Here is an 11512-nt window from a genome sequence, read left to right as displayed (position 1 = left end):
CGTCGCCACTCACCATGCCCCGGTCAGAGACGAAGGAGTCGAGATGATGCATGAGGATGAGACCCGCCCGCAGATGCTGCCGGCGCTCAGCCGAAGGAACTTCCTGGTCGGTGCGAGTGCCGCCGCGGCGCTGCTCGCGATAGGGAACGCGGGGGCGTCGCCCGCGCTGGCGACATCGGCCGGCACAGTGTTGCCGCTCGTCGCGCCGCTCCCTGCCGGGCAGCCGGTGCGTTCCCAGTTCGCCCCGAACGAGCAGGTGCTGGCCGCTAATCTGATGATCGTCGCGCCGCTCGCCAACAGCGTCAGGGACGTCGCGCCGAACTACGGATGGATGGAGGACGGCTGGTGGCGCACTCCGAACCAGCCGTACAACACCCGCATCATGGAGCATGTCGCGACGCTCTCGTGGTTCTACGCCAACGACCGCCCGTGGAACCCGTACTACCGCGACCCCGCTCTCCTCGGACGGCTTGACGCGGCGCTCGGCCACTACCTCTCGCTGCAGCACGCCGACGGCTCGTACCCGGAGTACTCGCCCACCGAGCATCACCTGTCGCCGACCGGATTCGGAACCGTGGCGCTCGCCGCGGTCCTCCGAGACCTCCGCGCCGCGGGCGAACTCCACGACCGCCGTCTGCAGATCCGCGACGCCATCCGCAAGAGCTCGGCCTGGCTCGTGGACACCTCGCGCCCGCATTGGAACCGACCGGTGCAGTTCGCCAATCAGGTGGTCGCCGGCCTCTCCGGAGTGGTCGAGGCGGCGCACATCCTCGGCGAGCCCGCGGTGAGCGCCTCCGTTCCGAACCGGCTGCAGATCATCCTGAAAGACGGCCAGGCTCCGGCCGGGTTCTTCCACGAACCCGTCGCGCCGGATGCCGGATACAACTTCGACGTGATGCTGCCCGATCTCGGCGCCCTCTACAAGCGGCTGCCTGACCCGTCGATCATCCAGCTGGCGGAGCGGTTCGCCGCGTGGTGGGGGTACGTCGTCGTCATGGAACCCGGGCGGAACGAAGGCTTCATCCTCTCCGGGACGAGTGCGCGCAACATCGTCGCGACGTTCGTCACCACCCCGGTGGACGATCTGGATCGCAGCGCCCTCGCGCGGACGCTGCTCCCGCACGTGCCCGCGCTGCGTGCCTTCTACGCGAGCGCGGAGGAGAAGACGCAGGCGCGAAACGCGTGGGGCTCGTCCTCGGCACCCGTGGCCCCGAGACAGAAGCAGGATTCGTCTCCACGGCTGCACATGCATGTCCCGCAGGCACCGATCGGGGTGCCCGCCGCGCAGCGCGATGCTCAGGTCGCCGCGCTGCGTTATCGGGCGGAGAGCACGTTCACCGAGCTGCGCAAGGGCACCCTCGATCAGCAGTACGTGTTCGTCCGCCGCCCTGGTTACTACACCGCCGGCCTCTACGGCGTGCGGCAGAACTCGCTCCAGCGAATGGGGACGAACGCGTTCTGGCACCCCGTCGCGGGGATGCTCGCCCTCACCGTGAACAGCACGGGTCCGGATGACTGGACGACCGTCGCGGACACGGTCGGGACGGCCTCATCGCGGGGTCCGGTGACGGCGACGCATCATGCCGGTTCCAGTGCATCGGGCACCGTGATCCCGGTGGATGCGCTGACGGGATACACGGGTACCTTCACCACCAGGTACGTGACCGCGGACGGCGCCGTCACCACGGATGTGACCCATCGCCCGGATGGGATCAGGCGTGCGCTGACGACACCGGGAGCGTCACGCGAGCGCATCCCGCTCATCATCGGCACCGACGATCAGGTGGTCTTCGCCAACGGCACGCCGGCGCCGTACGGACAGGAGACGATCACCGTCACCCGAGGGATCACGGTCACCCGAGGCGGCATGAGATTCGTCATCGACTGGGGTGTGGACCGCGAAGCGAAGTACGCGCCGATGGACCGGTCGTACCTCGGGAATCGAACGCACCGGATCCTCACGATCAGCTTCGCGAACTCGCTCGCCGTCGACTTGAAGGTCGTGCCGGCGGTCTGATCCCCGGGTCCGCGTCGGTGCCGGCGATTCTGCGGCGCCGACGCGGACCGGCGGCGTCGTCCCGTCCCGCTAGGACCGCACGAGCCGCGCGATCGCGTCGGATGCTTCCTTGATCTTCGCGTCGGCGTCGTCGCCGCCCATGCGCGCCGCGTCCACGACGCAGTGCTTGAGGTGGTCGTCGAGGAGGCCGACCGCCACCGCCTGCAGTGCGCTGGTGAGTGCGCTGATCTGGGTGAGGATGTCGATGCAGTACTTCTCGTCGTCGACCATCTTCGTGATTCCGCGTGCCTGACCCTCGATGCGGCGCATCCGGTTCAGGTACTTGGTCTTGTCGGTGATGTAGCCGTGGGTGTGCTCGTGGGCCGTCGCTTCGGGGGTCATCTCTGCTTCCTTCGTCGCATGATCGGGTTCTCAGCGGCCGAGGACGGCGCGCGTGCTCGCTTCGGGGGTGATGTCGATGCGTCTCAGCAGCTGCGCGTTCAGTGCGACGACGACGGTCGACAGGGACATCAGGATAGCCCCGACCGACATGGGCAGGACGAATCCGATGGGCGCCAGAACGCCGGCGGCGAGGGGGACCGAGAGCAGGTTGTAACCGGCCGCCCACCACAGGTTCTGCTTCATCTTGCGGTACGCGGCGCGGGACAGCTCGATCACGGAGACCACCGACCGCGGGTCGGAGCTCGCGAGGATCACGCCGGCCGAGGCGATGGCGACATCCGTTCCCGCGCCGATCGCGATGCCCACGTCGGCCTGGGCGAGGGCGGGAGCGTCGTTGACGCCGTCGCCGACCATCGCGACCTTCTTGCCCTCGGCCTGCAGCTCCTTGACTTTGGCGGACTTGTCTTCGGGCCGCACACCGGCGAAGACGCGGTCGATGCCGAGCTCGGCGGCGACCGACTCGGCGACGGCCTGGGCATCGCCGGTGATCATGACCACCTCGACGCCGAGCCGATGCAGGGCGTCCACGGCCTGCTGCGATTCGGGGCGCACCTCGTCGGCGAGCTTCAGCCCGCCCATGACCTGTCCGTCGACCACGACGTGCAGGATGATGGCGCCCTCGCCGCGCCACTCGTCGGCGGCCGGGATCTCATGCCCGCCGACCTCGTCGAGGAGCTTCGGGCCGCCGACGCGCACCTCCCGGCCGTCGACCGTCGCCGTCACGCCGACCGCGGGCGACGAGGTGAACCCCGACGCCTTCGCGAGAGACATGCCCTTCTCCTGGGCAGCGCGCACGATGGCGCGGGCGAGCGGATGCTCGCTGTCGGCCTCGGCGGATGCGGCGAGGGCCAGCAGGCTGTCGGCGTCGATGTCTCCGGAGGGCTCGACGGCGGTCACGGTCGGTGCTCCCTTGGTGAGCGTGCCGGTCTTGTCGAAGAGCACGGCATCGACCGTGCGCATGCTCTCCAGCGCCAGCCGGTCCTTGATCAGGACACCTCCGCGGGCGGCACGCTCGGTCGCGATCGACACGACCAGCGGGATCGCGAGGCCCAGCGCGTGCGGGCAGGCGATGACGAGGACGGTGATGCTGCGCACCACGGCCGCATCCGGGTTGCCGACCAGGGTCCAGACGACCGCGGTGAGGGCGGCCGAGAGCAGGGCGAACCAGAACAGCAGCGCGGCGGCGCGATCGGCGATGCGCTGGGCGCGCGAGGAGGAGTTCTGCGCTTCGGTGACGAGACGCTGGATGCCGGCCAGGGCCGTGTCGTCGCCGGTGGCCGTGATCTCGACGCGCAGGCCCGAGTCGGTGGCGACCGTTCCCGCCGTGACGGTGTCGCCCGAGGTGCGGGTGACCGGACGCGATTCGCCGGTGACCATGGACTCGTCCATCGCCGCGGTGCCGTCGATGATGCGGCCGTCGGCCGGGATGCTTCCGCCAGGACGGACGACTACGACATCGCCGACGACGAGATCGGCGGGGGAGACCGTGACGACGATGTCGCCCTCGACGCGCTCGGCCTCATCCGGCAGCAGGGCGGCGAGCGAGTCGAGTGCCGATGTGGTCTGCGCGAGGGACCGCATCTCGATCCAGTGGCCGAGCAGCATGATCACGATGAGCAGGGCGAGCTCCCACCAGAACTCGAGCTCGTGATGGAGCAGCCCGAGCGTCGCGCCCCACGAGGCGAGGAACGCCACCGTGATGGCGAGGCCGATCAGGAGCATCATGCCCGGCTTACGCGTCTTGAGCTCGCTGACGGCGCCGGTGAGGAAGGGCCAGCCGCCCCAGACGTACATGACCGTTCCCAGCACTGGCGCGATGAACCGCGCCCACCCGGGGACCTCGTAGCCGAAGATCATCGCGAACATCGGAGAGAACGCCACCACGGGCACGGCGATGACGAGGTTGATCCAGAACAGCCGTCGGAACTGCCCGACATGGTCGCCGTGACCGCCGTGACCGCCGTGACCGCCGTGGTTCTCGTGGCTGCCGTGGTTCTCGTGACCGCCATGACCCTCGTGGCTGCCGTGGCTCTCGTGCCCGGCGTGCGCACCCGGGGCGTCCGGAGTCTCCACCGAAGGCGTGGGCGAGTGGTGGTGCGCGTGCGGATCGGTCATGGGGTCATCCTCTCTCAGGCCATGTTGGCGGCGTATTTGGCGGGGTCGGAGTCGAATGCCGGCCCGCATCCGGCACAGCAGAAGTGGTACCGCTCGCCCTCGTGATCGCGGTAGAGCCCCGCAGCCTCCGCGGCCTTCTTGCTGACCGGGCTGCCGACCATGACCGGGCAGGTCGTCAGATCGTCACTCGCACCGCCGGCCAGCAGGTTTGCGCGGCCGTTTCCTGCCGCTGCGGGGTTCACTGCGGTGATGCTGCAACAGCTGGCGGGTGCCTCGGTGTCGTTCGTCATGCGGGTGGTTCCTCTCTCATTCTTCGGTGGTGGGGGAAGGCGCGTCAGGGCTTGGCGATGCTCTGGAAGCCGCGCAGGCGCAGGCTGTTACCGACGACGAAGACGCTCGAGAGCGCCATGGCCGCACCGGCGAGCATGGGGTTCAGCATCCCGAGGGCTGCCACCGGGATCGCGGCGACGTTGTAGGCGAAGGCCCAGAACAGGTTGGTCTTGATCGTTCCGAGGGTCTTGCGGGACAGGCGGATCGCGTCCACCGCGCTGCGCAGGTCGCCGCGCACCAGGGTGATGTCGGATGCTTCGATCGCGACATCCGCCCCTGTGCCCATGGCGAGGCCGAGGTCGGCCTGAGCGAGGGCGGGGGCGTCGTTGACGCCGTCGCCGATCATCGCGACGGTCTTGCCCTCGCGCTGCAGCCGGGTGACGACGTCGACCTTGTCCTTCGGGAGGACTTCGGCGATGACCTCTTCGATGCCCACTTCGGCGGCGATCTGGCGGGCGACCGCCTCGTTGTCGCCGGTGAGCAGGATGGGGGTCAAGCCGATCGCCTTGAACTGGGCGATCGCCTCGGCGCTGCTGGGCTTGACGGTGTCGGCCACGACGAGGATGCCGCGTGCCTGCCCGTCCCAGCCGACTGCGACGACGGTCTTGCCCTCGCCCTCGGCGCGCGCCTTGGTCGAGGCGAGCTCGCGGCTGAGCTTCTGCGACCACTCGGCGAGCAGCGAATCACGGCCCACCAGCACGGCGTGGCCGTCGACGACGCCCTGCACGCCCTTGCCCTCGATGTTCGCGAAGTCCTCGGGTGTCGGCAGTGCGCCGACCTCCTGCGTCGCGCCCTTGGCGATGGCCTGCGCGATGGGGTGCTCGGAGGCATCCTCCAGTGCGCCGGCGAGTCGCAGCACCTCCGCGCGATCGGTGCCGTCTTCGACGAACACGTCGACGAGGGTCATCCTGCCGGTCGTCACTGTTCCGGTCTTGTCCAGCACGACGGTGTCGATCTTGCGGGTGGATTCCAGCACCTCTGGGCCCTTGATGAGCACGCCCATCTGCGCGCCGCGGCCGGTGCCGACCAGCAGAGCGGTGGGGGTGGCGAGGCCGAGTGCGCACGGGCAGGCGATCACGAGCACGGCGACGGCCGCCGTGAACGCCGCGGTCACCGGGAATCCGGCGCCGAGCCAGCCGCCGAGCGCCACGACCGCGATCACGATGACGATCGGCACGAACACACCGGAGATGCGGTCGGCGAGGCGCTGCACCTCGGCCTTCCCGGTCTGCGCGTCTTCGACGAGCTGCGCCATCTGTGCCAGCTGCGTGTCCGAGCCGATGCGGGTCGCGCGGACCACGATTCGACCGCCGACGTTCGTGGTCGCGCCGGTGACGGAATCGCCCTCGGCCACCTCGACCGGTACGGCCTCGCCCGTGAGCATGGATGCATCCACCGCCGAGGTCCCGGAGACGACGATGCCGTCGGTGGCGATCTTCTCGCCCGGACGCACGATGAACTCGTCGCCCACCTGCAGGTCCTCGACGGGGATCTTCGTCTCCACGCCGCCGCGGAGGACCGCGACCTCCTTCGCGCCGAGTTCGAGGAGAGCGCGCAGAGCGGCGCCCGCCTGTTTCTTGGAGCGCTTCTCGAAGTAGCGTCCGGCGAGGATGAACATGGTCACCCCGGCACCCACCTCGAGGTAGATGTTGGCTGCTCCGTCGGAGGGGGCCAGCGCGAACTCGAAGGGGTGCGTCATGCCCGGCGTGCCGGCCGTGCCGAAGAACAGCGCGTACAGCGACCACAGGAACGCGGCCGAGGTGCCCATCGAGATGAGCGTGTCCATGGTCGCTGCGCCGTGGCGCAGGTTGGTCCACGCGGCCTTGTGGAACGGCCAGGCCGCCCAGACGATCACGGGCGCGGCCAGGGCGAGAGACGCCCACTGCCAGTACATGAACTGCAGGGCGGGGATCATCGCCATCGCGATCACGGGCACCGTCAGCACGACGGAGCCGATCAGCCGGTTGCGCAGCGAACGCAGCTCCGGGTCCTCGTCGTCGCCGGTCGACCCGTCGTCGGTGCGCTTCGTCTTCGGTGCCGGCAGTGCCGCCGAGTAGCCGGTCTTCTCGACCTCGGCGATCAGCAACGCCGGGTCGTAGCCGTCGGGAACGGTGACCCTCGCCTTCTCGGTCGCGTAGTTGACGGTCGCCACGACACCCTCGAGCTTGTTGAGCTTCTTCTCGATCCGCATCGCGCAGGAGGCGCAGGTCATCCCGCCGATCTCCAACTCGACGCCGGACCCCACGCTCGAGGGTGCTGATGTGCTCATGTCCTTCTCTTTCTGCTCTGACTGTTGCTCGGGGCCGCGGCAGGCGGCCGGTGGGCCGGGCGGCGTGCGAGGCTCAGTGGCCGTCGTCGTGCGCGTCGTCGTCGGATGCCGGTGCGTCCCCTGCCGGGGCGGCATCGAGCACGAACTCGGCGGTGTGCACCTCGCCGTCGACCTGGAAGTCCAGGTACAGGAGGTAGCGGCCCGCGGTCGGGGCCTCTGCGGCGAAGGCGATCTCCGGACCGGAGGTCTCTCCCGCCTTCGGCTCGTCTCCCGCGGCGTGCACGTGCAGGTAGGCGAGGTCGCCCTCGCGCAGCGCGACCAGGTGGCCGAAGGCGCCGAGGTACGGCTCCAGGCCGGTCACGGGAGTGCCGTCCTTCGTGAGGGTGAAGGTCAGGTCGCTCGCGGATCCGGCGGCGAGTGCCCCCTCGAGCGACACCGTGAATCCGTCGACCTGGGCGGTCTGCGTCGGCGCGGGTGCGACGGGCGTGAACTCGCCGGCGACCTGCACGGTCTGCGTGAGGGTGAGCGACGGTGCGTCCGGGCCGGCCGGCGTGAAGTCGGCGAAGACGCGGTAGGTGCCGGCGGCGTCCCATTCCCACGGCAGCGACCAGGCGCCCGTGGCCTCGTCCAGTGTCGGGTGCACGTGCCGGAACTGACTTCCGTCGGAGCGCACCACGATCAGGTGCAGGTCCTTGTCGTGCGCGGTGGTGTACTCCGTGACCGGGGCGCCGTGCGCGTCGCGGATCTCGAAGTTCAGCTCGCCGGACTCGTCTACGCCCGCCGGTGCCGCGACGGGCGACAGTGCATATCCTTCGAGGCTCAGCGAGAGTCCCTTGAGGGTGTCCGCTGCCGCGCTCGCCGCCTCGTCGGTTGTCGCGGCCCCGCCGTGTGCGCCGTGCTCTTCCATCTCGGTACCTTTCGTCCACTCACTGACAACGCTCGGGGGGATGATGACCTGGGCGAGGCCGAATGCCGCACCGAACGCCACCACCAGCCCCGCCCCGTAGATGGCGAGCCGCCCCCCGGCGTTCATGCCTTCCGCACCGCCGAGTACCCGGCCTCGGCGACGGCGGCCAGGATCTGCGCGTCGTCGAGGGAGTCGGAGCCGGTGACGAGGAGCACGCCCGTCTGTGCGCTCACCTGGATGTCTTCGACGCCGGGGACCTCGGCGACTTCTTCGCGGACCGACATCTCGCAGTGTCCGCAGGTCATCCCGGTCACCTGGAATTCGTTCGTGCTCATCGCGTATCCTCTTCTCGATTGGTACCCCTACTGGGTATTAGTGACAACGGTATACCCATGAGGGGTATTCCTCAACCGGCCGGATCCGTCGTGCGGACCCGGCCGGTTCGGCGGTTTCGGCGGCATCCACGATTGCCGCGGCGGTCAGGGGTCACTGGTCGTCGTCGGAGAGTCGTGGATCAGGCCGATACTGACTCCTCGGAGACGAAGGCCGCCGCGTGGGGCTTCCTCATGGCGATCGCGGTGATGACCGCGCCCAGCAGGGCGAGGATCGCCGCACCGATGAACGCTGCCGAGTACCCCTGGGTGAGCTCGACCGTGGACGAGTCGTGGCCGGCGATGCCGTACACGATCGCCGTGAGCACGGCGAGTCCGAGCGCGGATCCGATCTGGTAGCTCGTGCTGACGAGGCCCGAGGCGACGCCGGTCTCGGCCGGAGGGACCGCGTTGATGGCGGTGCCGAGCGAGGGCACGAAGGCCAGCGACATGCCGAGAGCGGCGAGCAGCGACGCGGGCAGCACGTCGACGGCATAGGTGCCGTCCGGTCGGACGAACGCGAGCCACGCCAGCCCGCCGGCCAGCAGGAGGAGTCCGCTGACGATCAGCGCCTTGGCGCCGAACCGCTCCTGGAGCCGGGGTGCCAGTGCGATCATGACGAGCACGACCAGTCCGGTCATCGGCAGCAGCGCGGCTCCGGCGGCGAACGCGCTCGCGCCGAGCACCTGCTGCAGGTACAGGTTCAGGAAGAACCACATCGAGACCCAGGCGGCGCCGAGCATCAGCTGGGCGACGTTCGCGGCTCCGAGGAGCGGGGCGCGCAACAGGCCGAGGCGCAGCAGCGGGTTGCGGCTGCGGGCCTGGATGAGGAAGAAGATCAGCAGCAGAACGATGCCGGCTGCCAGCATCCCCAGCGTGGACCAGGTGAGCCAGCCGACCTCGGGTGCGTTGACGACGGCGTAGACCACGGCGGCGAGTCCGAGGGTCACCGTGACGGCTCCGCCGATGTCGATGGAGCCCGATGCCTTGCGGACGGTGCGGGGGAGGGCGCTCGCAGTGAAGGCGAGCACGAAGAGCGCGATCGGCACGGTGACGTAGAACACCCACGGCCAGCTCACGTACTCGGTCAGGACGCCACCCAGGAAGACTCCGGCCGTGCCGCCGATGGGGGCTGCGGCACCGTAGACGGCGAAGGCCTTGGGGAGGTCGGACGTTCCGCCGAACAGCATCATGAGCAGGGTCAGGGCTGCGGGGGCGATCATCGCTGATCCGGCGCCCTGGATGGCGCGGCCGGCGATCTCGACGCCGATGTCACCGGCGGCTCCGGCCATGATCGAGCCGACGATGAGGACGAGCCAGCCGAGCACGAAGATCTTGCGGGCGCCGAACGCGTCGGAGAGGCGTCCGCCCAAGAGCAGCAGTCCGCCGAAGGCGACGACGTAGGCGTTGAACACCCACGACAGGGACTCCGGGGTGAAGCCGAGGTCCCGCTGGATGTCGGGCAGGGCGACGCCGATGATCGACGTGTCCATGATCACGACGAACTGCGCGGTGGCTATCAGCACGAGGCCGAGCCACCGCTTCGCGGGTGGCATTGGGCGGGTTGTGGACATGTGCGTTCCTCCTGGAAGCTGCGCCGGGACGTCCGGGTCGCGATGTAACTTATACCCATAGGGGGTGGGGGTATCGCGCATGGTGAATGCGACGACGAAACCCCGCCTGGATCGGGCGGGGTTCGGATGCGGGTTCGGGTCGGGTGATGCCCAGCGTGGAGCTGGCGTTCGCGCGCGAATCCTGCTTGGGCGAGAGGCCCAGGGAAACGAGGGATGTGGAGGGACTGACGGGAATCGAACCCGCGCTATCTGCTTGGGAAGCAGAAGTTCTACCATTGAACTACAGTCCCGAACCCGCCCGAGAGCAGGTGAAGGCAAGCCTACCTGCACCGCGGGCGATGGCCAAAGCCCACGCGGCGGGGATCCGCATCGGCAACTAGGCTGGTGCCGTGCTTCTCAGTGATCGCGACATCAAGGCAGAACTCGCATCCGGCCGCGTCGGCCTCGAACCGCACGAGCAGGGGATGGTCCAGCCGTCGAGCATCGATGTGCGCCTGGACCGCTACTTCCGGCTCTTCGACAACCACAAGTATCCGTTCATCGACCCGTCGGTCGATCAGCCGGAGCTGACGCGTCTGATCGAGGTCGACCCGGAGGAGCCGTTCATCCTGCACCCGGGCGAGTTCGTGCTCGGTGCCACCTACGAGCAGGTCACGCTGCCCGACGACATCGCCGCCCGCCTCGAGGGCAAGTCGTCACTGGGACGCCTCGGACTGATCACGCACTCGACGGCCGGCTTCATCGACCCCGGGTTCACCGGGCACGTCACGCTGGAGCTCGCGAACGTCGCGACCCTGCCGATCAAGCTGTGGCCGGGGATGAAGATCGGGCAGCTGTGCTTCTTCCGGCTCACCTCGCCCGCAGAGAACCCCTACGGCTCCGGCCCCTACGGCAACCGGTACCAGGGGCAGCGCGGACCGACGGCCTCGCGGTCGTTCCAGAACTTCCATCGGACGGATGTCGGCGTGACCGACGTCGGAGCAGTCGGAGGCTGACATGACGGACGGCAGCGGCAGCACCCCGGAACAGCCGGTCTCTCCCGAAGAGTCGGCGGTCCCCGAAGAGGCGCTGATCCCGCCCGCCGATGCCGTCATCCCGCCGCCTCCGCCCGAGATCCCGATACCTGCGGGGCTGCTCGCGCCGCCGCCGTCGGCCGACATCCCCGACGCGGATGTCGTGATCCCGCCGCCTCCGCCGGACACGCTGCGCCGCTCCGACCGGGTGCGCCCGACGCCCCGCATCCTCGAGGGTGACGCGCCGGCCGCGGTGGCCGAGGACTGGGCGCAGCCGTCGGTCGCGCCCGAGGTCCCGACGTCGGGCGGCTACGGCGGGCTCGTCGCCGTGATCTTCGCCTTCCTGCTCCTGCTGCTCGTCGCCGCGATCGTGATGATCGTGGTGCTGCTGAGCACGGTCGGGCTGCCCTTCGCGGGCGGAGTCATCGTGCCGTCGTCGCTCGTCACGCTGCCGGTCTGACGCCGCCTCCAGCCT

General features: G+C 69.3%; 10 protein-coding genes and 1 tRNA gene. 3 read left to right on the top strand and 8 right to left on the bottom strand.

Annotated elements, in window-relative coordinates; all coding sequences use genetic code 11:
• The first annotated feature begins 43 nt into the window (after positions 1–43).
• Positions 44–2017, top strand: coding sequence for a twin-arginine translocation signal domain-containing protein (locus ACFC14_RS04430; RefSeq protein ID WP_376101399.1), 1974 nt, complete (start codon positions 44–46; stop codon positions 2015–2017).
• A gap of 69 nt (positions 2018–2086) precedes the next feature.
• Here the strand turns inward: ACFC14_RS04430 and ACFC14_RS04425 are convergent, their stop codons facing one another.
• The 8 genes from ACFC14_RS04425 to ACFC14_RS04390 form a co-directional block, all read right to left on the bottom strand.
• Positions 2087–2398 carry a metal-sensitive transcriptional regulator gene (locus ACFC14_RS04425; RefSeq protein WP_376101398.1) on the bottom strand — a complete coding sequence of 104 codons (312 nt, stop codon included), beginning with the start codon at positions 2396–2398 and terminating at the stop codon, positions 2087–2089.
• 30 nt (positions 2399–2428) lie between these two features.
• Positions 2429–4573 (bottom strand): heavy metal translocating P-type ATPase, encoded by a 2145-nt coding sequence (locus ACFC14_RS04420; RefSeq protein ID WP_376101397.1) that lies wholly within the window; start codon positions 4571–4573, stop codon positions 2429–2431.
• Positions 4574–4587: 14 nt separating this feature from the next.
• Entirely contained in the window at positions 4588–4863 is a 276-nt protein-coding gene (locus ACFC14_RS04415) for a YHS domain-containing protein (protein WP_376101396.1), read from the bottom strand.
• Between the two features lie 44 nt (positions 4864–4907).
• Positions 4908–7172: a heavy metal translocating P-type ATPase gene (locus ACFC14_RS04410; RefSeq protein WP_376101395.1), complete on the bottom strand. Its 2265-nt coding sequence runs from the start codon at positions 7170–7172 to the stop codon at positions 4908–4910.
• 73 nt (positions 7173–7245) lie between these two features.
• A complete protein-coding gene (locus ACFC14_RS04405; protein ID WP_376101394.1) occupies positions 7246–8205 on the bottom strand; it encodes a heavy-metal-associated domain-containing protein in 960 nt (319 codons plus the stop codon).
• Positions 8202–8414, bottom strand: coding sequence for a heavy-metal-associated domain-containing protein (locus tag ACFC14_RS04400; RefSeq protein WP_136042366.1), 213 nt, complete (start codon positions 8412–8414; stop codon positions 8202–8204). Before ACFC14_RS04400 ends, ACFC14_RS04405 begins: the two co-directional genes overlap by 4 nt.
• A gap of 179 nt (positions 8415–8593) precedes the next feature.
• Entirely contained in the window at positions 8594–10024 is a 1431-nt protein-coding gene (locus tag ACFC14_RS04395; protein ID WP_376101393.1) for an MFS transporter, read from the bottom strand.
• Positions 10025–10240: 216 nt separating this feature from the next.
• Positions 10241–10314, bottom strand: a tRNA-Gly gene (locus tag ACFC14_RS04390).
• A gap of 99 nt (positions 10315–10413) precedes the next feature.
• On the opposite strand from ACFC14_RS04390, the gene dcd reads away from it, so the two are divergent.
• Both dcd and ACFC14_RS04380 read left to right on the top strand, forming a co-directional pair.
• Positions 10414–11019 (top strand): dCTP deaminase, encoded by a 606-nt coding sequence (dcd, locus tag ACFC14_RS04385; RefSeq protein ID WP_376101392.1) that lies wholly within the window; start codon positions 10414–10416, stop codon positions 11017–11019.
• A 1-nt stretch (position 11020) separates the two neighbouring features.
• Positions 11021–11497, top strand: a complete 477-nt coding sequence (locus tag ACFC14_RS04380; protein WP_376101391.1) for a hypothetical protein — start codon at positions 11021–11023, stop codon at positions 11495–11497.
• Positions 11498–11512: the final 15 nt, after the last annotated feature.

Source organism: Microbacterium sp. NPDC055988, assembly GCF_042269505.1.
Classification (GTDB): Bacteria; Actinomycetota; Actinomycetes; order Actinomycetales; family Microbacteriaceae; genus Microbacterium.
Note: the sequence above shows the minus strand (reverse complement) of the source record. Positions and strands in the feature narration are given on the sequence as shown.